Source organism: Pseudonocardia kujensis (assembly GCF_021283305.1).
Taxonomy (GTDB): domain Bacteria; phylum Actinomycetota; class Actinomycetes; order Mycobacteriales; family Pseudonocardiaceae; genus Pseudonocardia; species Pseudonocardia kujensis.
The window spans coordinates 1-21563 of record NZ_JAJSOK010000100.1; the positions used below are offsets into that span (position 1 = coordinate 1).

Genomic DNA, 21563 nt, shown 5'->3' on the forward strand with positions numbered 1-21563 from the left:
GAGGGCGGTCCGGCGGCTCGCCCAGCGCCTCGCCCTCGCCGCCGGCCGCCGGCTCGACGACGCCAGCCCCTACGTCGACGGCTGGCTCGCGGGCGGTCCGGACGGGGCCGGCGCTGCTCGTGGGGTGCGGCTGCACGCCGTGCTCGCCCCCGTCGCGGTCGACGGGACCGGCCTCTCGCTGCGGGTGCTGCGCCCCGCCGCACACGACCTCGGCTCCCTCGCCCGTCTCGGCACGCTCGAGCCCACGGCCGAACAGCTGCTCCGCGCGGTCGTCGCGGCCCGGCTCGCGGTGCTCGTCTCGGGTGGCACCGGCTCGGGCAAGACCACGCTGCTCGCCGCCCTGCTCGGCGCGGTCGACCCGGCCGAGCGGATCCTCACCGTGGAGGACGCGCAGGAGCTCCAGCCCCGGCACCCGCAGGTCGTCCGGCTGGTGGCACGGCCCGCGAACATCGAGGGTGCGGGCGGGGTGAGCCTGCGCGACCTCCTCCGCCAGGCGCTGCGGATGCGCCCGGACCGGGTCGTCGTGGGCGAGGTCCGGGGCGGGGAGGTCTGCGACCTGCTGTCGGCCCTGAACACCGGTCACGACGGCGGCGCGGGCACGGTCCACGCCAACTCGGTGCGCGAGGTCCCGGCCCGGCTCGAGGCCCTCGCCGCGCTCGGCGGGATGGAGCGGGCCGCCCTGCACAGCCAGCTCGCCGCCGCCGTGCAGGTCGTGCTGCACATGCGCCGCACCTCGCGCGGCCGGGTGCTCGAGGCCGTCGGCGTGCTCGGGCGGCAGGGCGCGACCGGGCCCGCCGAGGTCGTCGTCCGGCCGGTGTGGGAACGCGGCCGGGGCTGGACCGCGGACCGGGACCACCTGGGCCGGCTCCTCGCCGAACGGGGCGTGCCGGCGCCGTGGGGCGCGTCGTGAGCGCGGCGGTGCCGGCCCTCCTCGCCGCAGCCCTCGTGTGCGCTCCCGGGTCGTCCGCGGCCCGTCGCCTGCGGGTCCTCGTCCCGGCAGGCACGACCCGCACCTCGGTGGTGCCGCCGTTCCGTGTCCTGGTCGTGCTCGGCGGGGCCGGGCTCGGTCTGCTGCTCGGCGGCCCGGCCGGTGCGGCTGCCGGGGCCGCGGCGGCCGAGGTCGTGCGGAGGCGCCGGGCGCGGGCCCGCGCGCGGGCGGGAGCGACCACGGCCGCGACCGAACTGGCCGAAGCGGTGTCCCGGATCGTCGAAGAACTCCGCAGCGGGGCGCATCCCGCCACCGCCCTCGACGGGGCCCGGGCGGACGGCCCCCTGGCGGCGCAGGCGCTGGCTCCGGCGGCGGCCGCCGCCCGCCTGGGCGACGACGTCCCGGCCGCGCTCCGCCGCGCTGCGGGCGCCCGGGCCGACCTGGTGGCCGCCGAGCTGCGCCGCCTCGCGGGGGCGTGGTCGTTGGCCGACCGGCACGGTGCCCCGCTCGCGGACCTCCTCTCCGGCACCCTCGCCGACCTGCGCTGGCGCCTCGCCTTCGAGGCGCGCGTCCGCGCCCGGCTCGCCGGTCCGCGGGCGACGGCCGGAGTGCTGACGGCCCTGCCGGTGCTCGGGCTCGGCCTGGGGCACCTGCTCGGGGCCGACCCACTCGGCGTGCTGCGCGGCAGCCTGCTCGGTCAGGTCCTGTTGGTCGTCGGGTCCGGCTTGCTCCTTGCCGGCCTGCTCTGGAGCGATCGGATCGCGACGGGCCCGGTGACCCGATGACGACGTCGACGACGCACCTGCCCACCGGTTCGCCCACGTCGCTCGCCGTCGCCCTGGTGTCTCTCGCCCTCGCGTTGCTGGTGGGCGGGGCTCCGGACGCCCGGATCCGGCTGAGTGCCCTCGTCGCCACGACCGCGGCGCCAGCGGACGGCGTGGTCGCGCCCCTCCGCCGCGGCTGGGCCGTGGTGGGTGGGCTGGCCGTGGCCGTCGTCGTGTGGACGGTGGCGGGCGGCTCCGCCGCTGCGGCCGTCGCTGCGGTCGTCGTCGGTGCGGCCGGCGCCGTGGGCCTGCACCTCCTCGTGGCGCGGGCCGCGGCGCGACCGGGTCGGAGGGCGGATGCCGGCGGGCTGGCGGCGGGCTGGGAACTCCTGGCCACGTGCCTCGAGGCGGGCCTCCCGGTCCCCTCGGCGGCCGAGGCGGCGGCTCTGCGAATCGAGGGTGAGGTCGGCACCGGGCTGCGTCGGGCGGCCGGGCTGCTCGAGCTCGGGTCGGCGCCGGCCGAGGCGTGGGCCGCGGTGGCGACCGTGCCGGGCCTCGAGGCGTTCGGCCGCGCCGCGCGCCGGTCGGCCGACACCGGCGCCGGCCTGGCACGGGTGGCGCGGTCCGAGGCGGCGCGGCTCCGCGCCGGTCTCGCCGACTCCGCCGAGGCGAAGGCCGAGCGGGCCGCCGTGCTCATCGCCGCGCCGCTCGGCGTGTGCTTCCTGCCGGCCTTCCTCGCCCTGGGCATCGCCCCGGTCGTCCTCGGGCTCGCCGGGGAGGCGCTGGCGCGATGGTGACCGTCCCCGGAGCCGCCCGGCCGCCCCCGCGTCCCGCGCCCGCCGATCCCTCAGCACCCGATCCCTTCAGGAGGACCGATGTCCCTGCCCGCACTCGCCCCGCCCCGTCCCGAACCCCGCTGCCACGCGCGGACCCACCGGCGGCCCGGTCCGCGCAGCGAAGTCCTGCACGCCTGTCCTGCGCCCGACGTCCGCCCCGCGGGTGTGGCCGAGCAGGGCGTGCCGGCCGACCCCGGCCCGCCCGACCGGAGCTCGGCACGCCGCCTCCGCCGGATCCGTCTGCGGATCACCGTTCTCCTCCACTCCCTCGCCGCCCGGCTCACGGCGAACGACCGCGGCATGTCGACGGTGGAGTACGCCATCGGGACCCTGGCGGCCGCCGCGTTCGCGGCGGTGCTCTACACCGTGATCAGCGGCGACTCGATCGTCACGGCGCTGACCCAGCTCGTGCAGCGCGCGCTGTCGGTCACCTTCTGATGCGCCCGGCCGAGCGCGGCGCGGTCACCGTGGAGGCGGCGATCGCGCTGAGCGCGCTCACCCTGGTGGTCCTCGCCGCGCTCGGCGCCGTCGCCACGGTCGCCGCCGCGGTCCGGTGCACCGACGCCGCCCGCGAGCTCGTCCGCCTCGCTGCCCGGGGTGAGGCGGATCGCGGACGTGCCGCGGCCGCGGCGCTCGCCCCGGGCGGCGCCGTGATCGAGCTCAGCACGACGGCGGAGGAGGTCCGTGCCGTCGTCAGTGCGGCACCCGTCGGCCCGCTGCCGATCCGCGTCAGCGGCAGGGCCGTGGGCGCGAGGGAACCCGGCGCCGCCCTCTCCTCCGAGGCGGCGGCATGAGCAGCCCCGGCGGGCCGGCGGACCGGGGGTCCGCCACGGTCTGGGCGGCCTTCGCGGCGGCGGCGCTGCTGGCGGTGACGGCGTTCCTCGTCGACGTCGGCGGCGCCGTGCTCGCCCGGCACCGGGCGGAAGCGGCCGCCGATCTCGCCGCGCTCGCCGCGGCCGGCGACCCCGTACAGGGGGAACACGCTGCCTGCGCCGCGGCGCGGCGGGTCACCGACGCCATGGCCGCCGAGCTCGTGCGGTGCACCCTCGACGGCTGGAACGCGCTCGTCGAGGTGCACGTACGCCGGCCGTGGAGCCTGCTCGCCGCCGGGGCGGCGACGGGCCGCGCGCACGCCGGGCCGGTGCCGGAGACCGCAACCACGGCACCCGGCGAGGCGCCACCGGGCGGCCACCCGGTGAACGGTCGGAGCGGCCCGGTGAACGGTGTCACGGCCCCCGCCGCCACCACCTGCAGCCGCCCGGACGACGGCTGCCCGTCGATCGATCCGGGCGCCCTCGCTCGTCGTGGGACGGGCACCGATCGGCGACCGCGTCTGGCGGGTCCCGCGTGGACCGGGCCTACTGAACACAGCACGGCGCGGTCGACCCGCACAGCGGGGTCGGCAGCACCGTCCACGAGCACGCTCCCCAGACCGCGGTGGGACCGAGGCGCTCCGTCGCCGACCCCCGTACGGACCCACCGCCCGCTGGCCGCCGCCGGCCGGTCCGGCCCCCGACGGGCCCGCCGGCGGCGGCCGACGACGACCGCGCGTCGCAGCAACTCGCTCCGCTCAGCCCACTCGGCCCGCTCGACCCGCTCGGCTCGGATGCCGTGCGAGCGCCTCGATCACGAGGTCCAGCACGCGGACCGCACCGGCCTTGTCCAACGGGTTGTTCCCGTTGCCGCACTTCGGCGACTGCACGCACGAGGGGCACCCGGTGCGGCAGCCGCAGTCGCGGATCGCCTCGCGGGTCGCCCGCAGCCACCGCTCGAGCACCGCATGCCCCCGCTCGGCCAGGCCGGCTCCGCCCGGGTGGCCGTCGTGGACGAACACCGTCGGCAGCCCGGTGTCCGGGTGGAGCGCGGTCGAGAGGCCGCCGATGTCCCATCGGTCGCAGATGGCGAAGAGCGGAAGCAGGCCGATCGCGGCGTGCTCGGCCGCGTGCAGCGCGCCGGGCAGGCGCGCCGGCTCAATCCCGGCGTCGGCCAGCACGGAGTCGTCGATCGTGTACCAGACCGAGCGGGTCTCCAGCGTCTGCGCGGGCATCTCCAGCGGGACGGTCTCCAGCACCGTCCCGTCGGGTGTGCGGCGCTGGTAGCCGACGACCTGGCTGGTCACCCGCACGTCGCCGAAGAACACGGAGACCGGCCCGTGGTCGCTGCGCGCCCGCACGGCCACGATCTCGACGTCCGAGCTCGAGCGGGCGTCCGTGCGCCAGTCGGGCTCCTCCTGGTGCACGAGCGCGACGCCGGCGTCGAGGTCGAGCTCGTCGACCACGTAGCTCTCGCCGCGGTGCAGGTAGACCGCCCCGGGGTGCGCGGTACCGGGCGCGGAGGCGCCGTCGACCGTGCCCAGCATCCGCCCGGTCCCGGCCTCCACCAGCGCCACCTGCCCCAGCCCGGAGCCGCGGATGTCGACGGAGGCGGCGGGCTGTTCCCGGGTCGTCGGCCAGAACCACCCGGCCGGACGCCGGCGCAGCACGCCGTCCTCGACCAGCTCGGCGAGCACTTCCTCCGCCACGGCCCCGCCGAAGACGTCCGCCACGTCCTCCTCGGTGAGGGGCAGCTCGGCGGCCGCGCAGACCAGCTGCGGCGCCAGCACGTAGGGGTTGCCGGGGTCGAGCACGCAGCTCTCCACCGGCGCGCCGATGAGCGCGCGAGGATGGTGCACGAGGTAGGTGTCCATCGGGTCGTCCCGCGCCACGAGCACCACCAGTGCCTCGTCGCCCGCGCGGCCCGCGCGGCCCGCCTGCTGCCAGAAGGAGGCCCGGGTCCCCGGGAACCCGGCCACGACCACGGCGTCGAGCCCCGCGATGTCGACGCCCAGCTCGAGGGCGTTGGTCGTGGCCACGCCGAGCAGCTCGCCGCGCATCAGCGCGCTCTCCAGCGCCCGGCGCTCCTCGGGCAGGTAGCCGCCGCGGTAGGCCGAGATCCGCGGCACCAGATCCGGGTCGACGTCGGCGACGAGGCGCCGGGCGCCGAGCGCGGTGACCTCCGCCCCGCGCCGGGAGCGGACGAACGCGAGGCTCCGGGCACCCTCGACCACGAGGTCCGCCAGCATGCGGGAGGACTCGGCCGAGGCGGGCCTGCGGACCGGGGCGCCGTTCTCCCCGCGGAGCTCGGGCAGCAGCGGCGGTTCCCACAGCGCGACCGTCCGGCCCGCGCTCGGCGAGCCGTCGTCGGTCACCGCGCGCACCTCGCGGCCGGTCAGCCGACAGGCGAACTCGGCCGGCCGTGCCACCGTCGCCGAGGCGAGCACGATCGTGGGGCGCGCGCCGTAGCGCCGGGCGACGCGCAGCAGGCGGCGCAACAGCAACGCGACGTGCGAGCCGAAGACCCCGCGGTAGGTGTGGCACTCGTCGACCACCACGAACGCGAGGCGGCGCAGGAAGCCGGCCCAGCGGCCGTGCCGGGGCAGCACCGAGCGGTGCAGCATGTCCGGGTTGCTGAAGATCCAGCGCGCGTGTCGGCAGGCCCAGTCCCGCTCGTCCATCGGGGTGTCGCCGTCGAGCGCCGCCGGTCGGACGTCGGGCAGGCCGAGCTCGCGCAGGGCCCGGAGCTGGTCGGCGGCCAGCGCCTTGGTGGGCGAGAGGTAGAGCGCCGTGGCGCGCGGCTCGGCGGCGAGCCGCGAGAGCACGGGCAGCTGGTAGACGAGGGACTTGCCGGAGGCGGTCCCGGTGGCGACCACGACGTCCCGGCCCGCGTGGGCCAGCTCCGAGCCCTCCGCCTGGTGGCTCCACGGCCGGGTCACGCCCGCCCGGCGGAACGCCTCGACCACTTCGGCCGGGGCCCAGGCCGGCCAGTCGACGGCGCGCCCGGCACGGGGCGGCAGCCGTACCGCGTGGCGCAGCGGGTTCGTCGCCTCGGCAGGGTCGAACTCGTCGAACTCGTCGTCGAGCTCGGCCGGCTCGGGTGGCAGCGCCCCGTCGGCCCCGAGCTCGACGACGGGCACGTCCGGGTCGACCCCCGATCCCGCGAGCACCCGGTTCAGCAGCTCCAGCCCACGCGCCGACCGGGGCGCCGACGCCGCGGGCCCGACCGGGTCCGGCGGCCCCTCGACGAGCACCGGCCCGTCGCCCGCCCACCCGATCGCCTGGTCGCGCATGCCGTCGAGGCTCGCACACCGCACCGACGGTTCCGCGTGCACGCCCGTCCGGAACTCGCGGCGTGTCAGCCACCGCCGGACGCACCCGGGCCCGGCCGGCCGCCCGCGGTCGGCGCGGGACGGGTGCGCTGCGGGGCAGGGTGGGCTCGCCGGCTCGGGGCGCGGTCCCGGAAGATGACCGTTCAATCATCAATCGGACCTGCAGGTTCGGCCATTCGGCCGTCTGTGTTCTTGATCACCTCGCCCGTCGGAGGGGTGGGGTGGTGTGGATCGCAGGTGCGACATCGGACACACTCGTAGACTGCACGCGCCCGTCGCACCGACGCGACGGAGCATGCGCTCGACGCCAGGGATGCCGTCGGAACGCGAGCCGGCCGATTCGGCCTCCCTGGCGCACACCGACGCAACAGGAGGACGGATGTCCGTGCCCGCTGTGGGCCTCGAGCTCGGCTCGGGTGATCGCGTCGTCGTCGGCGTGGTCGCCGTCGTCGCGCTCGCGGCCCTGGCCATCGGCTACATGCTGCTCCGGGAGGTGCTGGCCGCCGGCCAGGGCACCAAGCGGATGCAGGAGATCGGAGAGGCGGTCCAGGAAGGCGCCCAGGCGTACCTGAAACGACAGTTCAGGACGCTCGGCGTCTTCGTGGTCGTCGTCTTCCTGCTGCTGCTGGCCCTGCCCGCGGACGACCTCGGCGAACGCATCGGCCGGTCGGTCTTCTTCGTGATCGGTGCGGTCTTCTCCGCCACGATCGGCTACCTCGGCATGTGGCTCGCCACCCGCGCGAACATCCGCGTGGCCGCGGCCTCGCGCGAGCCGGGCGGTCGGGAGAAGGCCACCCGCATCGCGTTCCGCACCGGCGGCGTCGTCGGCATGTTCACCGTCGGCCTGGGCCTGTTCGGCGCCGCGCTCGTCGTGCTAGTCTACGCCGGCCAGGCACCCAAGGTCCTGGAGGGCTTCGGCTTCGGCGCGGCCCTGCTGGCGATGTTCATGCGTGTCGGCGGCGGCATCTTCACCAAGGCGGCCGACGTCGGCGCCGACCTGGTCGGCAAGGTGGAGCAGGGCATCCCGGAGGACGACCCGCGCAACGCCGCGACCATCGCGGACAACGTGGGCGACAACGTCGGCGACTGCGCCGGCATGGCGGCCGACCTCTTCGAGTCCTACGCGGTCACCCTGGTGGCCGCCCTGATCCTCGGCTCGGCGGCGTTCGGCCTGCAGGGCCTGCTGTTCCCGCTGATCATCCCGGCCATCGGCGTGGTCACCGCGGTCATGGGCGTCTACGTCACCCGGGCCCGCCAGGGCGAGAACACCCTCAAGGCGATCAACCGCAGCTTCTACATCTCGGCGGTCTTCGCCGGCGTGCTGTCGATCATCGCGGCGTGGCTCTACCTGCCCGGCAGCTTCGCCGACCTGACGAACCCGACCGACCAGTCCGTCACCACGCTGACCCAGGACCCGCGCCTCATCGCGTCGGTCGCGGTGGTCATCGGCATCGTGCTCGCGGGCGTCATCCTCTGGCTGACCGGCTACTTCACCGGCACCGAGGACAAGCCGGTGCAGGACGTCGGGCGCTCGTCGCTGACCGGCGCCGCCACCGTCATCCTGTCCGGCATCTCGATCGGCTTCGAGTCCGCGGTCTACACGGCGCTCGTGATCAGCGCCGCGGTCTACGGGGCGTTCCTGCTGTCCGGCTCCATCGTCGTCGCGCTGTTCGCCGTCGCCATGGCGGGCACCGGCCTGCTGACCACGGTCGGCGTCATCGTCGCGATGGACACCTTCGGCCCGGTCTCCGACAACGCCCAGGGCATCGCCGAGATGTCCGGCGACGTCGAGGGCGAGGGCGTCGACATCCTCACCGAGCTCGACGCGGTCGGGAACACGACCAAGGCGATCACCAAGGGCATCGCCATCGCCACCGCGGTGCTGGCGGCGACGGCGCTCTTCGGCTCGTACCGGGACGCGTTCACCCAGGCGCTCGGCAAGGCCGGGGTGGCGCTGCAGGACGCGGGCAACACGTTCAGCGCGGAGGTGTTCAGCCCGAACACCCTCGTCGGCGTGATCATCGGCGCCTCCGTCGTCTTCATGTTCTCCGGGCTGGCCGTCAACGCGGTGACCCGTGCGGCGGGCGCGGTCGTCTACGAGGTGCGCCGCCAGTTCGCCAGCAAGCCGGGGATCATGGACGGCACGGACCGGCCGGAGTACGGCCGCGTCGTCGACATCTGCACCCGGGACTCGCTGCGCGAGCTCGCGACCCCGGGCCTCCTGGCGATCTTCGCCCCGATCGCGGTCGGGTTCGGCCTCGGTGTCGGCCCGCTGGCCGGCTACCTGGCCGGTGCCATCGCCACCGGCACGCTGATGGCGATCTTCCTCGCCAACTCCGGCGGCGCGTGGGACAACGCCAAGAAGCTGGTCGAGGACGGCAACCACGGCGGCAAGGGCTCCGACGCCCACGAGGCCACGGTCATCGGCGACACCGTCGGCGACCCGTTCAAGGACACGGCGGGCCCGGCCATCAACCCGCTGATCAAGGTCATGAACCTGGTCTCGGTGCTGATCGCGCCGGCGGTCGTGGTGTTCACGGTCGGCGAGAGCGCCTCGGCCCCGATCCGGATCGCGATCGCCATCGTCGCGGTGATCGTCATCGTCGCCGCGGTCACGGTGTCGAAGCGGCGCACGTCGTCGATCCAGGAGACGCCGGCGGACAGCCCGGTGGCCTGACCCGGCACGGCCGTCCAGCCGAGCCCGGTCGGCCGCGCACCGGGCCCTCTCGGCGATCCAGGAGGCCGCTCGTCCCCCTGTGGGGCGGGCGGCCTCCTGCGTGTGCGCCGGGCTCGCTACCGTCGCAGCGCCCCGGGCGGGGCCGACAGGGGGTCGGCGACAGGGCGGACGTGGAGGACGGATGAGGATGCGGACCAGCGCCACCCGGCGGCGTGCCGCGGCGGTGGCCGCGGTCGCGGCCGGGCTGCTGCTCGCCGGGTGTGGCGGCGCGAGCGAGCAGGAGACCGTCGACAGGACGAACGGCCTGTGCAGCTCCTACGCCACCTTCCGCGAGGCGGCGATCGTCGGCCCGCAGCAGGCCCCCGATCTGCCCGCGCAGGCCCGCAACCTCTCCGCCTACCTCGGCGACACGGCCTCGTCGCTGGACAAGGCGCTGGCCGACCTCGACAACCTCGGTGCCTCACCGGTGTCCGGTGGCGACGAGGCCGTGACGAGGTTCCGCGACCAGCTCGGCGGCTACCGTTCGGCCTTCCAGCAGGCCCGGACCCAGGTCGACGCCCTGGATCTCTCCTCCCCGAGGCTGAAGCAGGACATCGAGGGCGCCGTCGCGCCGGTCCTGCAGCTGCAGGACGCGAACCAGGACCCGCTCGCGGGACTGGACCCGGCGGTGACCGACGCCGCGACCAAGGCCCCCGCCTGCCAGGACCTCAGCCGCCTCAGCAGCACCACGACCGGCCGCTGAGCAGGGCGGGATCGCGGGCTCGCGTACTGTCGGACCCCGGCCCCGCTCCCGATCCCCGCTCCCTGATCCCCTGGAGGCTCCCCGTGCCTCGGCCGTCCCGGCTCGCCGTCGCCGTGGTGCTCGGCGGGCTGCTGTCCGTCAGCGGCTGCGCGACCGTCGTCGCGGGCAACCCGACCGCCGACCCCGCGCCGCGCCCGGCGACCGGCCGCGGCGCCGATCCCGTCGCCTGGGTCGACAAGGTCTGCGGCGCGGTCCTGACCTACACCACCCCGGTGCTGGCGCAGCCCGCCTTCGACGGCGCCGACCTGCCCACGATCAAGCAGCGGCTCTCCGACTACCTCGGCGCCAGCCAGACCGGCCTCCAGCAGAGCCGGGACCAGCTCGGCGCGGTCGGCGCCTCGCCGGTCGGCGGGGGCGACGACACCGTCGCGCGGATCTCCTCCGGCCTGGAGAAGCTGCAGAACGACATCGGTGCCGCCAAGGCCAAGGTCGACGCCGCCGACCCGGCGAACGTCGACGCCTTCCGCGCCGCCCTCGACGAGACCAACACCAACCTCAAGCAGCTCACGGCACCGGACGCGCTCGGCGACCTCAAGACCTCGCCACGCCTCGACAAGGCCGCCCAGGAGGCGGGCAACTGCACCAAGCTCGCCGCCGTCCCGGGCGCCGCACCTCGCTGACGCCCACCAGCCGACCCGCGCCGACCGGCGCGCGTGTCGCCCCGGCGTGTCGCCCTCCGGTCGGGCGAATCCGGCGCGCCGCGCGATCAACTCTCGAACAGATGTTCTAGGGTGCGCCGCGTGTCCCAGCTCTCGCTGTTCTCCGCGGACGCCCGGCCGCTGCGGCTCGGCGACCTCGCCGGGCTGCTGTGCGGGCCGGCCCGGATCGCCCGCTTCGGCGCCGGGGACACCGCACGGATCAGCCTCCACGTGTCCGACCCGGGGCGGGCGGCCGCCGTCCGGGCCGCGGCGGCGCCGTTCGGCATCCCGTTCGAGCTCGGCGAGCGAACCTGCGCGGGCCGCGAGCTGCGCACCGCCTACCGCCGCGACCTCGCCGGCCTCGCACGGGCCTGGACGGGCCGGGACCGGCGCAAGACCGTCCCGCGGGGGTTCCAGCTCGACGGCACGGCGTTGCGGCTCTGGGTGCTCGCCTGCGGCCGCGCGGACGGGCGCGGGGGCTACGTCCTGCCGCTCGACGGCGCCGCCCCCGGCACGCACGACGCCCTGATCGCCGCCACGACCCGCCTGGGCGTGCCGCCCGCCCGGATCGTGCTCCCGCCCTGCGACGCGTGCCGGGAGCGCGCCGCAGCGGCCTCTGCGGCCCGGGAAGGGGCCGACCGGACGGCCGCCACCGACTCCGACACCGACAGCGACAGCGGCAGCGACACCGTGACCGCCACCGACACCAGCAGCGACACCGAGACCGAGACGGCCGCCCCGTCCGGCCCCGTCCGGAGCACGGACCCGCCCGCATCGCCCGGCCCCGTGTCGTCGCCACCCCGCACCCGGCCGGTGCCCGCCCTGGTCCTCACGGACGGCACCACCGCCCTCGACCTGCCCCCGCTGCCGAGGGAGCCCGCACCGGCGCACTGCCGGAGCCACCATCTCGCCCTCGTCCCGGCCGCCGAGCCGGAATGCCCGGCGGCAGGGCCGGCGTTACGGATCACAGGGGTGCGGCGCCTGCAGCGTCTCGTGGAGCTGGTCGGCCCCGCGCCCGACGATGTGGACACGGCCGAATGGCCCAGACACTGGGGGCGGCCCCGGGCTTGACCGCCGGGCTACGCTCCCCCGGTCGATCCTCCGGCCGCGACGCGGTGTGACGGATGCGACATGCTCGGTCGATGTGCGACCGTGGCGGCGGGAGCCGGCCGTAGAGCAATACTGTCGGCCCCGGGGGTGAAGGAGAGTGGCGCGGTGACCGGAGGTAACCGTCCGTCGCGCCGCCCCGAACGAGACGCCCGGACGTCGGACGCGGACCGGTGCGTGACCGGCGACGCGGCCGGAGGGATGGAGTAGGACCAACGTGGCAACCCGAACGACGAGCACCGACACCGACGCGCCTGCCGAGAGCAACGGCACGGCCGCCGGCACCCGCACGCGCCGCAGCGCGGCCGGCGGGGGGCGCCGCAACGGGAACGGCACGGCCACGTCCGCCGGCGGACGTGTGCGCCGCCTGGTGATCGTCGAGTCCCCCACCAAGGCCAAGAAGATCCAGCCGTACCTGGGCAACGACTACGTCGTCGAGTCCTCGGTCGGGCACATCCGGGACCTGCCGCGCGGCGCGGCGGACGTCCCGGCCAAGTACAAGGGCGAGCCGTGGGCGCGGCTCGGGGTCGACGTCGACAACGAGTTCCACCCGCTCTACATCGTCACGCCGGAGAAGAAGTCGAAGGTCTCCGAGCTCAAGGACCTGCTCAAGGACGCCGACGAGCTCCTCCTCGCCACGGACCCCGACCGCGAGGGCGAGGCCATCGCCTGGCACCTGCTCGACACGCTGCGCCCGAAGATCCCGGTGCGCCGGATGGTCTTCCACGAGATCACCGAGCCCGCGATCCGCGCCGCCGCGGAGAACACCCGCGAGCTCGACCAGGACCTGGTCGACGCGCAGGAGACCCGCCGCATCCTCGACCGGCTCTACGGCTACGAGGTCTCCCCCGTGCTGTGGAAGAAGGTCATGCCGAAGCTCTCGGCGGGCCGCGTGCAGTCGGTGGCGACCCGGCTGATCGTGCAGCGCGAGCGCGAGCGGATGGCGTTCGTCTCGGCGGGCTACTGGGACATCGCCGCGGTGCTGGACGCGGGCGCCGACGCGACCCCGCGCCAGTTCGGCTCGCGCCTGGTGTCGGTCGACGGCAGCCGGGTCGCGGCGGGCCGCGACTTCGGGCCGGACGGCAAGCTGAAGAACTCCGACGTGACCGTCCTCGACGAGGCGAGCGCCCGCCGGCTGGCCGAGTCGCTCGAGGGCCGGGACCTGACCGTCGCCTCGGTCGAGTCGAAGCCGTACACCCGTCGGCCCTACGCCCCGTTCATGACGTCGACGCTGCAGCAGGAGGCCGGCCGCAAGCTGCGCTTCTCCGCGGAGCGCACGATGCGCAGCGCCCAGCGGCTGTACGAGAACGGCTACATCACCTACATGCGTACGGACTCGACCACGCTGTCCGAGTCCGCGATCCAGGCCGCCCGGGCGCAGGCCCGCGAGCTGTACGGCGACTCGTACGTCGCGCCGTCGCCGCGCCAGTACACCCGCAAGGTGAAGAACGCCCAGGAGGCCCACGAGGCGATCCGGCCCGCCGGCGACACCTTCCGCACCCCGGGCGAGATCGCGCGCGAGGTCGACGGGGACGACTTCCGCCTCTACGAGCTGATCTGGCAGCGGACCGTCGCCTCGCAGATGGCCGACGCCCGCGGCACCACGGTGTCCGTGCGGATCAACGGCACCGCGGCGACCGGCGAGGACGTCGTGTTCGCCAGCTCCGGCCGCACGATCACCTTCCCGGGCTTCCTCAAGGCCTACGTGGAGACGATCGAGGAGGGCTCCGGCGGACAGGCGGACGACGCCGAGTCCCGGCTGCCGCAGCTCACCGAGGGCCAGGCCCTCACGGCCGCGGAGCTCACGCCCGAGGGCCACTCGACGAACCCGCCGGCCCGCTTCACCGAGCCCAGCCTGGTGAGCAAGCTCGAGGAGCTGGGGATCGGCCGGCCGTCGACGTACGCGTCGATCATCAAGACGATCCAGGACCGCGGCTACGTCTGGAAGAAGGGTTCCGCGCTGGTCCCGTCCTGGGTGGCGTTCTCCGTGGTCGGGCTGCTGGAGCACCACTTCGGCAGGCTCGTCGACTACGACTTCACCGCCGCGATGGAGGACGAGCTCGACGCCATCTCGTCCGGCAACCTGACCCGCAACGCCTGGCTGACCGGCTTCTACTTCGGCGACGGCAGCTCGGCCGAGGGGTCCGTGGCGCGCGAGGGCGGGCTGAAGAAGCTCGTCGGCGTGAACCTCGAGGAGATCGACGCCCGGGAGATCAACTCCATCCCGCTGTTCACCGACTCGCAGGGCCGCGAGGCCGTGGTGCGGGTCGGGAGGTACGGCCCGTACATGGAGCGCCCGACCGGCGAGGTCGACGCCGAGGGCAAGCCCAAGACCCAGCGCGCCAACCTCCCCGAGGACCTGCCGCCGGACGAGCTCACCGAGGAGATCGCCGAGAAGCTGTTCTCGGTGCCGCAGGAGGGCCGTTCGCTGGGCACCGACCCGGTGACGGGCAACGAGATCGTCGCCAAGGAGGGGCGGTTCGGGCCGTACGTCACCGAGCTGCTGCCCGAGGACGCGCCGAAGAAGGCCAAGCCGCGCACCGGCTCGCTCTTCAAGGACATGTCCCTGGAGACGATCACCCTCGACGACGCCCTCAAGCTGCTGTCGCTGCCGCGCCTGGTCGGTACCGACCCGGAGTCCGGCGAGGAGATCACCGCCCAGAACGGCCGCTACGGGCCCTACCTGAAGAAGGGCACCGACTCGCGCTCGCTGACCAGCGAGGACCAGCTGTTCACCGTCACGCTCGACGAGGCGGTGGAGATCTACAAGCAGCCCAAGCAGCGCGGTCGGCGCACCGCCGCCGCCACCCCGCCGCTGCGCGAGCTGGGCGAGGACGCGTCGACCGGCAAGAAGATGGTGATCAAGGACGGCCGCTTCGGCCCCTACGTCACCGACGGCGAGACCAACGCCTCGCTCCGCAAGGGCGACTCGGTCGAGGAGATCACCGACGAGCGCGCCTCCGAGCTGCTCGCCGAGCGCCGCGCCAAGGCCCCCGTCAAGAAGAAGGCGCCCGCCCGCCGGACGACCGCCAAGAAGGCCCCGGCGAAGAAGGCCCCGGCCAAGTAGGCCCGCACACGAACGGCGCTCTCGCTCGGATCCGGTGAGCGAGCGCGCCGTTCGTGCGTTCGGCCGTCAGGCCAGCAGGGACTTCACCGCAACGGAGAGACGCTTGCCGTCGGCGCGGCCCTGGGCGGCGGCCTGCGCCTTCTTCATGACCTGCCCCATCTGCCGCGGGCCGGGCTTCTCGCCGGTCTCGGCCTCGACGTCGGCCACCGCCTGCTGGGCGAGGGCGGCCAGCTCGTCGTCGCCCAGCTGCTGCGGGAGGTAGCGGGCCAGGACCTCGCCCTCGGCCGTCTCCTGCGCGGCCAGCTCCTCGCGGCCGGCGGCGGCGAACGCCTCGGCGGACTCGGCCCGCTTCTTGGCCTCCTTGCGGATCACGCCGAGCACCTCGTCGTCGGACAGCTCGCGGTGCGCCTCGCCCGCGACCTCGGCGTTGCCGATCGCGGTCAGGGTCATCCGCAGGGTGCCCTTCACCAGCTCGTCGCGGGCCTTCATCGCCGCGGTGAGGTCCTTGCGCAGCTGCTCCTTGAGGGTGCTCACGGGCGTGACGCTAGTCGACCGCCCGCTCCCCGTACCCTGGGACCGTGAACAGCCTCGCTCGTCTGGCCATCGGCGCCGTCACCACGGGCGCCGCGGGGGTCGCCTACGCGGCCGGGTACGAGCGACGTCGATGGACCCTGCGCGAGGCCACCGTGCCGGTCCTGCCGGAGGGCAGCCGGCCGCTGACGATCCTGCACGTGTCGGACCTGCACCTCACGCCGGGGCAGGAGAGCAAGAAGCGCTGGGTCGCCGAGCTGGCCGCGCTGGACCCGGATCTCGTCGTCGACACCGGGGACAACCTGGCGCACCCACGCGCCGTGCCCGGCGTGCTGGCCGCGTTGGGTCCGCTACTGGACAAGCCGGGCCTGTTCGTGTTCGGCAGCAACGACTACTTCGGCCCCACCCCGAAGAACCCGGCCCGCTACCTCCGCAGCTCCGACCGGCGGATCCACGGCGAGCCGCTGCCGTGGCGGGACCTGCGGGCGGCGTTCGTCGAGCGCGGGTGGCAGGACGCGACGCACCAGCGGCTGTTCGTCGACGTCGACGGCCGCCGGATCGGGATCGTCGGCGTCGACGACCCGCACCTGTCACTGGACCGCTACGACAGCGTCTCCGGCCCGATGACGGCCGATCTCCGGCTCGGCCTGACCCACTCCCCCGAGCCGCGGGTGCTCGACGGGATGGCGGCCGACGGCGTCGACCTCGTCCTGGCCGGGCACACGCACGGCGGCCAGCTGCGGCTGCCGGGGTACGGCGCGATCGTGACGAACTGCGGCATCGACCGCTCGCGGGCGCGCGGGGCCTCCCGCTGGGGCGCCCACACCTGGCTGCACGTGTCGGCCGGAATGGGCACCTCGCCCTACGCGCCGGTGCGCTTCGCGTGCCCACCGGAGGCCAGCCTGCTGACCCTCGTGCCCCGGCCTGCCGGGTCCGACGCCGCAAGGACCACCCCCGCGCAGACCGCCGGAACCGTCGGGTAGAGTTCATGACGGCTCGCAGGGAGACCGCGGGCCCTCGGGGTGTGGCGCAGCTTGGTAGCGCGCTTCGTTCGGGACGAAGAGGTCGCAGGTTCAAATCCTGTCACCCCGACCACAAATCGAAGGCCCGGGCCATCAGGCCTGGGCCTTCGTCGTTCTCCGGGTTGCCGTTGACCTGGAGTCCGGTCGAGCCCCTCGCGGCCCCGCCGATGGCTGCCCGGGGCCCGCGGCGCGGCTACCCATCCCCCATTCGGCGAGATGGGTAGCCGCCGACGCCGGATGGGCAGTGCTCGCCGACGAGGCGACCGGGTGCGCCGGCGCACGCTTGGCGGGCCCACACCGCTCCGAGACAGCAACCCGAGGCCCGCCATGTTCACCACCGCGCTCTGCCCCCGCTGCACGGCCATCGTCACGGTCCGGACCGAGTACGGGCGCTCCACCTACCGCTGCCGCGGGTGCGGTGCGGGCTCGCCGGCCACCACGGGTCGCGTGATCGACCTGAGCGAACGCCGGGCGCGTCGACAACCGCACGGCCTCACGGCCGGCCGTCGACCCGCAGCCTGAGACGAGTGCCGCGGGCCTCGTCCCCCTGGACCACCGCGCCGGGTCACCGGCTACTGCCCGCCCGGCCCTCCGGCCGGGCGGGAGGACGGCTGCTCAGCTCTCGCAGGCCACGCCGTCGCCGTCACGGTCGAGGCCGCTGCGGTAGCCGGCTTCACCGCGGTACAGCGGGGCGGCGCCGGCGGCCCTGGCCGCGGAGCAGTTGGCGTAGTAGGCCGAGGACCCGCTCGACGCCGGCGCAGGAGCCGCCGGGGCCGCGGCGGCGGGTGCCGGGGCCGCGGCGCGCGGCGACGCGACGAGGGGCCGCGGGGCGTCGACGCGCGGTGCGTCCGCCACGGGCTCCTCCACGACCGCAGGAGCAGGAGCGGGGGCAGCAGCGGGCACCGGCGGAGCATCGGCCTCGCCGAGGGTGATCGGGTCGCCGGCCGAGGCCTGTGCCGCGGCACCGGGCAGCTGCGCGGTGACGGTCCCGGCCGCGACCCCGGCGATCGAGCCCGTCGACGGGCCGAGCACGACGTTGGTGAAGCCCGCGGTCGCCAGCACCTCGCGGGCCTGCGCGTCGGCCATCCCGACGACGTTCGGCACGGCGAGCAGGACCGGCGCGGCGGGCGCAGGGGCGGGGACGGGCTGCACCACGGCCGCCGGTTCGGGCGTCCGGGGCGCGGCGATCATGAACACGGTCATCAGCACGCAGATCGCGGTGCCGATCCACCCGAGCACCAGGCCCGCACCGCTGCGACCGGCCGACCCGGCGTGGCCGTCGCGGAACCGCGCCCGACCGGCGCGGGACAGCAGCAGGGCCGACACCGTCACGAGCAGCCCGACGACCGGCACCCACCCGGCGAGAAGCCCGACCAGCCCGAGCACGAACCCGGCGGTGGCGGGGGCGTTGCCCTGCCGGGCCGGGGTCGTCGGCGGGATGGGGGTCCACGGCTGGGTCGCGGTCATCGGGGTCCTCTCGGGGGTCCTGGGTGCGAACGGCGGTGTGCCGCACCGCTGAACGGACCATCGGAGGAGTCGCGACGCCCATTACCGAGCGTCATCAGAAATGACGACGGCCCGGGAGGTGCGCACCTCCCGGGCCGTCCCGAACTCAGCCCAGCGCGTCGGCCGGCGTGAACTTCTCGCGGTGGATGTGCCGCGGGGCCATGCGGCGGCGCTTGAAGGCCTTCACCCCCGCCTCGACCATCGCGGGCGGTCCGCACAGCCAGCCCGACCAGCCCCGGGCGCTGGGGACGTCGTCGACGAAGGCGTCCGTCGGGAAGCCCGAGCGGTGCTCCGACGAGGGCTCGTCGGAGAGCACCGGGACGAACCGGAAGTTCGGGTGCTGCTCGGCGAGCTCGGCGAAGCGGTCGCCGTCGTAGAGGTCCGCCGCCCCGCGCACCCCGTGGTACAGCACCACCTCGCGCGCGGGGTGCCGGGCCAGCGCGGTGCGGGCGATCCCGACGAGCGGGGCGAGGCCGGTGCCGCCGCCGACGAGGACCATCGGTCCGCCGTCGTCGTCGGACTCGGGTGGCAGATGGAAGTCCCCCAGCGGGCCGGTGGCCGCCACCACGTCGCCGACGGCCAGCCCGTCGAAGAGCCATCCGTCGGTCGCCACCCCGCCCGGCACCCGCCGGACGTGCAGCTCGAGCACCTTGTCCTCGTCCGCCGTGTTGGCCAGCGAGTACTGCCGCCGCGCCCCCGACCCGGGGACGACGAGCTCGACGTACTGCCCCGCCGAGAAGGCCAGCGGCTCCGGCAGCCCGAGCAGCACCCGCCGGGTGTCGCGGGCGATGTCGGCGACCTCCAGCACCGTCGCGGTCAGGTCCCGCAACGGGTGGGTGGACCGGTCACCGGCCCCGCCCACCTCGACGTCGGACACCGGACGGGCCTGGCACGCCAGCGCCAGGCCGGCCGCGCGCTCCTCCGCGGTGAGCGTGTCGAACGGCGAGTCGCGGTGGTCGACCTCCCCGCCGACGACCTTCAGCTTGCAGGTGCCGCACGTCCCCTGGTTGCAGGAGTTCGGCATCCACAGCCCGGCGCGCAGGCAGGCGTCGAGCAGGCTCTGGTCGGCGGCGCAGTCGACCCGGCGGCCGCCGACGGTCACCGCGAAGCCCATCTCAGACCTCCCAGGTGACGTGCAGGCTCGTCGGTCCGCGGAAGCCCCAGCCCCAGAACTCCACGCCCTCGCCGGTGTCGCGCTCGAGGTTGGGGATCGCCTCGAAGAGCTCCTCGAGCGCGATCCGCATGACGTGGTTGGCGAAGTAGATGCCCGCGCACGCGTGGCTGCCGGCGCCGAAGGCCAGGTGCGGCAGCGGGGGGCGGTGCAGGTCGTAGGTCGACGGCGCCTCGTAGACGCCCGAGTCGTGGTTGGCCGACCCGTAGGAGAGCATCACCGGGGTGCCGGCGGGGATGTCGACACCGGCGACGGTGACGTCCTTCGTGGAGATGCGCGCGGTGGCCGACCAGATCGGCGAGGTCCAGCGCATGCCCTCGGAGATCGCGCGGGGGATGAGCACCGGGTCGTCGACGACCTGCTCGAACTGCTCGGGCCGGCTGAAGAGGCCGACGAGCGTGGAGGCCATGCCGTGGCCCGGCTCCTGCATCGCGCCGAGCAGGTAGACGTAGATCGTCGGGTAGATGTACTCGCGGTCGCGGGTCTGCCCGGGCGGCATGCCGTCGTGCAGCCAGTGCGAGATCGCGCTGTCGTCCGGCTCCTCGATCCACTTGTCGATCAGCGGGTCGACGATCGCGCGGATCTCGGCCTTCGCCTCGTCGCCCTCGCGGAAGCCCTCGGGGTTGGCGAACTCGCCTTCCTCGGTCATCGCGGCGTTGGTGAACGAGCGGTTCAGCTTGGCGAACCAGTCGCGGAGCTTGTCCGAGTCGACCGACTGCAGGCCGAGGAGGTCACCGAGGGAGCGCACGCTGACCGGCTCGCAGTACTGCGAGACCAGCTCGGCGCGCCCGTCGTTCTCGAACTGCTCCAGGTAGCGGCGGGCGATCGGGCGGACCAGGTCGTCGATCCAGCGGTCCACCTCGACGGGCTGCAGCGCGGGCTCGACCATCGACCGCAGGTCGGCGTGGATGTCGCCGTTCACGCCGATGATCGCCGGGTGGCCGAAGGTCCGCCCGCCGGCCGGGGTGATCACGCCCTCGAAGTCGGGGCTGGTCGCCACCTCGCGGCACACCTCCGCGGTGGAGGCGACGTACGAGCCGAGCACCGGCACGAACGCCAGCGGCGCCTCGGCCCGCAGCCGCTCGTACGTCCGGTACGGGTTGCGCTCGAGCTCGGTCATGGTGACGTCGTCGAGCCAGGACAGATCGGGCTTCTCGGTGGTCGTCATCGACCGTCTCCTCCACAGCGTCGTCCAGGGGATGGGACGGGAAGGTAGGTCGCGACGACGGGCCGGGCGACACTCCTCGCGCGGGTCCGGTACGGATCGCGCGGCGGGTTCGTGAGGCCACTCTCAGGTACGCTCGCCGCATGTCCGCACGGCGTCGTGCAGCGCCCCGGGACTGGGACCAGGCCTCCCGGGCGGTGGCGCACGCGTACTTCCCGCACGAGCTGCAGCTGCTCGGCGGAGGCCGGGAGCCGCGCCTCACGCTGCACACGCTCGACCTCGGCGCCGTGCTCGTCGGACACGTGGGCTGGGGAGCCGACGTCCGGATCGCGTGCGACTACCCGGGCTCCTACGAGATCAACCTGCCGCTGACCGGGCACCTGGAGAGCCGCGGCCGGCACGGGCCGGTCGTCTCGCTGCCCGGGCAGGCCACGGTGTTCCGCGCCGACACGCCCTCGCTGATCAGCCACTGGGACGGCACCTGCACCGTCCTCGGCGTGAAGTTCGACCAGACCTGGCTCGACCGGGAGGCCGAACGCGTGCTGGGCGCGGACCGCGTGACGGTCCGGAGCCTGCTCCCGGACCAGCTGGACCTGGGGGCCGGGCCGGGGCGGGCGTGGCGCCAGCTCGTCGGGAGCCTGGCCGCGCACCTGCACGATCCCGAGCTGTTCGGCGGCTGCGGCCCGGTGAAGGACCAGCTGGCCGGGGCGATCGCCGCCGGCTTCCTCCTGGCGAGCTGCCCGGGCGCGGGCACCGGGTCGCCGGCGCGGCCGCGGACCGTGCGCCGCGTGGTCGAGCAGCTGCACGACGACCCGGGCCGGGCCTGGACCGCCGGCGAGATGGCGGCCGTGGCGGGCACCAGCGTGCGGCGGCTGCAGGAGGGCTTCCGGGAGTGGGTCGGCTGCACGCCGACGGAGTACCTCGCCGGTGTCCGGCTGCAGCGTGCCCGCGCCGATCTGCTCGCCGACCCCACGCTCACCACGAGCGAGGCGGCCGCACGGTGGGGTTTCTCCAGCGCCAGTCGGTTCGCTGCGGCCTACCGCCGCCGGTACGGCCACCCGCCCTCGCAGGCCCGGGACTAGTGTCCTGCGCCTGAAATTCGCTAAATATCGGTAGGCTGCCGGTCGTGCCGAGTAGGGGCCGGCCGGTGGCCGAGGTGAACCTGACCGACGAGCAGCGCGAGACGCTGGTCCGGTGGTCACGGC

The 21563-nt window shown here is 75.1% G+C and carries 17 protein-coding genes, 1 tRNA gene and 1 pseudogene; 14 read left to right on the top strand and 5 right to left on the bottom strand.

The window, feature by feature from the left end:
- The 6 genes and pseudogenes from LWC35_RS36485 to LWC35_RS36510 form a co-directional block, all read left to right on the top strand.
- Window positions 1–910, top strand: a 910-nt coding sequence (locus tag LWC35_RS36485) for a TadA family conjugal transfer-associated ATPase (RefSeq protein ID WP_232875073.1), incomplete at its 5' end; no start/stop codon positions are given.
- The gene (locus LWC35_RS36490; RefSeq protein ID WP_232875074.1) at window positions 907–1713 is read left to right on the top strand and encodes a type II secretion system F family protein; all 807 of its coding nucleotides are present in this window, start codon (window positions 907–909) and stop codon (window positions 1711–1713) included. The genes LWC35_RS36485 and LWC35_RS36490, both read left to right, overlap by 4 nt.
- On the top strand, window positions 1710–2489 hold the full coding sequence (locus LWC35_RS36495) for a type II secretion system F family protein (RefSeq protein ID WP_232875075.1): 780 nt from the start codon (window positions 1710–1712) through the stop codon (window positions 2487–2489). The genes LWC35_RS36490 and LWC35_RS36495 overlap by 4 nt, the downstream gene beginning before the upstream one ends.
- Window positions 2490–2567: 78 nt before the next feature.
- Window positions 2568–2966 (top strand): DUF4244 domain-containing protein, encoded by a 399-nt coding sequence (locus LWC35_RS40705; protein WP_308194750.1) that lies wholly within the window; start codon window positions 2568–2570, stop codon window positions 2964–2966.
- Window positions 2966–3322, top strand: coding sequence for a TadE family type IV pilus minor pilin (locus tag LWC35_RS36505; protein WP_232875076.1), 357 nt, complete (start codon window positions 2966–2968; stop codon window positions 3320–3322). The genes LWC35_RS40705 and LWC35_RS36505 overlap by 1 nt, the downstream gene beginning before the upstream one ends.
- Window positions 3319–3657 (top strand): annotated as a pseudogene (locus LWC35_RS36510) (Rv3654c family TadE-like protein); the annotation flags it as partial. The gene LWC35_RS36505 and the pseudogene LWC35_RS36510, both read left to right, overlap by 4 nt.
- Before the next feature lie 441 nt (window positions 3658–4098).
- On the opposite strand, the gene sftH reads toward LWC35_RS36510, so the two are convergent.
- A complete protein-coding gene (sftH, locus tag LWC35_RS36515) occupies window positions 4099–6633 on the bottom strand; it encodes a DEAD/DEAH box helicase (RefSeq protein WP_232875077.1) in 2535 nt (844 codons plus the stop codon).
- Between the two features lie 418 nt (window positions 6634–7051).
- Here sftH and LWC35_RS36520 point away from each other — a divergent pair, with 418 nt between their 5' ends.
- The 5 genes from LWC35_RS36520 to topA all read left to right on the top strand — a co-directional run bounded on the left by LWC35_RS36520 (window position 7052) and on the right by topA (window position 14963).
- The gene (locus LWC35_RS36520) at window positions 7052–9349 is read left to right on the top strand and encodes a sodium-translocating pyrophosphatase (protein WP_232875078.1); all 2298 of its coding nucleotides are present in this window, start codon (window positions 7052–7054) and stop codon (window positions 9347–9349) included.
- 181 nt (window positions 9350–9530) lie between these two features.
- On the top strand, window positions 9531–10091 hold the full coding sequence (locus LWC35_RS36525; RefSeq protein ID WP_232875079.1) for a hypothetical protein: 561 nt from the start codon (window positions 9531–9533) through the stop codon (window positions 10089–10091).
- A gap of 83 nt (window positions 10092–10174) precedes the next feature.
- Window positions 10175–10771 (top strand): hypothetical protein, encoded by a 597-nt coding sequence (locus LWC35_RS36530; protein ID WP_232875080.1) that lies wholly within the window; start codon window positions 10175–10177, stop codon window positions 10769–10771.
- A gap of 120 nt (window positions 10772–10891) precedes the next feature.
- Complete coding sequence (locus LWC35_RS36535) at window positions 10892–11860, top strand: hypothetical protein (protein ID WP_232875081.1); 969 nt, start codon at window positions 10892–10894, stop codon at window positions 11858–11860.
- Window positions 11861–12113: 253 nt separating this feature from the next.
- Complete coding sequence (gene topA / locus LWC35_RS36540) at window positions 12114–14963, top strand: type I DNA topoisomerase (protein ID WP_372463165.1); 2850 nt, start codon at window positions 12114–12116, stop codon at window positions 14961–14963.
- Window positions 14964–15029: 66 nt separating this feature from the next.
- Here topA and LWC35_RS36545 read toward each other — a convergent pair whose 3' ends face one another.
- Window positions 15030–15497: a GatB/YqeY domain-containing protein gene (locus tag LWC35_RS36545; protein WP_232875082.1), complete on the bottom strand. Its 468-nt coding sequence runs from the start codon at window positions 15495–15497 to the stop codon at window positions 15030–15032.
- A 44-nt stretch (window positions 15498–15541) separates the two neighbouring features.
- On the opposite strand from LWC35_RS36545, the gene LWC35_RS36550 reads away from it, so the two are divergent.
- Both LWC35_RS36550 and LWC35_RS36555 read left to right on the top strand, forming a co-directional pair.
- Window positions 15542–16477, top strand: coding sequence for a metallophosphoesterase (locus LWC35_RS36550; RefSeq protein WP_232875083.1), 936 nt, complete (start codon window positions 15542–15544; stop codon window positions 16475–16477).
- A gap of 35 nt (window positions 16478–16512) precedes the next feature.
- Window positions 16513–16589, top strand: a tRNA-Pro gene (locus LWC35_RS36555).
- A gap of 542 nt (window positions 16590–17131) precedes the next feature.
- Here LWC35_RS36555 and LWC35_RS36560 read toward each other — a convergent pair.
- From LWC35_RS36560 to LWC35_RS36570, 3 genes are all read right to left on the bottom strand, one after another.
- Complete coding sequence (locus tag LWC35_RS36560; RefSeq protein ID WP_232875084.1) at window positions 17132–17983, bottom strand: excalibur calcium-binding domain-containing protein; 852 nt, start codon at window positions 17981–17983, stop codon at window positions 17132–17134.
- A 145-nt stretch (window positions 17984–18128) separates the two neighbouring features.
- Window positions 18129–19136, bottom strand: a complete 1008-nt coding sequence (locus tag LWC35_RS36565) for a 2Fe-2S iron-sulfur cluster-binding protein (RefSeq protein WP_232875085.1) — start codon at window positions 19134–19136, stop codon at window positions 18129–18131.
- A 1-nt stretch (window position 19137) separates the two neighbouring features.
- Entirely contained in the window at window positions 19138–20361 is a 1224-nt protein-coding gene (locus tag LWC35_RS36570) for a cytochrome P450 (RefSeq protein ID WP_232875086.1), read from the bottom strand.
- 140 nt (window positions 20362–20501) lie between these two features.
- On the opposite strand from LWC35_RS36570, the gene LWC35_RS36575 reads away from it, so the two are divergent.
- Window positions 20502–21440, top strand: a complete 939-nt coding sequence (locus tag LWC35_RS36575; protein WP_232875087.1) for an AraC family transcriptional regulator — start codon at window positions 20502–20504, stop codon at window positions 21438–21440.
- Window positions 21441–21563: the final 123 nt, after the last annotated feature.

Bases quoted from the DNA above. Each gene is read 5' to 3' on its own strand.
- LWC35_RS36570 (WP_232875086.1), bottom strand. From the start codon at position 20,361: ATGACGACCACCGAGAAGCCCGATCTGTCCTGGCTCGACGACGTCACC.
- LWC35_RS36525 (WP_232875079.1), top strand. From the start codon at position 9,531: ATGAGGATGCGGACCAGCGCCACCCGGCGGCGTGCCGCGGCGGTGGCC.
- LWC35_RS36575 (WP_232875087.1), top strand. From the start codon at position 20,502: ATGTCCGCACGGCGTCGTGCAGCGCCCCGGGACTGGGACCAGGCCTCC.
- sftH (WP_232875077.1), bottom strand. From the start codon at position 6,633: ATGCGCGACCAGGCGATCGGGTGGGCGGGCGACGGGCCGGTGCTCGTC.
- LWC35_RS40705 (WP_308194750.1), top strand. From the start codon at position 2,568: ATGTCCCTGCCCGCACTCGCCCCGCCCCGTCCCGAACCCCGCTGCCAC.
- LWC35_RS36565 (WP_232875085.1), bottom strand. From the start codon at position 19,136: ATGGGCTTCGCGGTGACCGTCGGCGGCCGCCGGGTCGACTGCGCCGCC.
- LWC35_RS36495 (WP_232875075.1), top strand. From the start codon at position 1,710: ATGACGACGTCGACGACGCACCTGCCCACCGGTTCGCCCACGTCGCTC.
- LWC35_RS36505 (WP_232875076.1), top strand. From the start codon at position 2,966: ATGCGCCCGGCCGAGCGCGGCGCGGTCACCGTGGAGGCGGCGATCGCG.
- LWC35_RS36560 (WP_232875084.1), bottom strand. From the start codon at position 17,983: ATGACCGCGACCCAGCCGTGGACCCCCATCCCGCCGACGACCCCGGCC.
- LWC35_RS36520 (WP_232875078.1), top strand. From the start codon at position 7,052: ATGTCCGTGCCCGCTGTGGGCCTCGAGCTCGGCTCGGGTGATCGCGTC.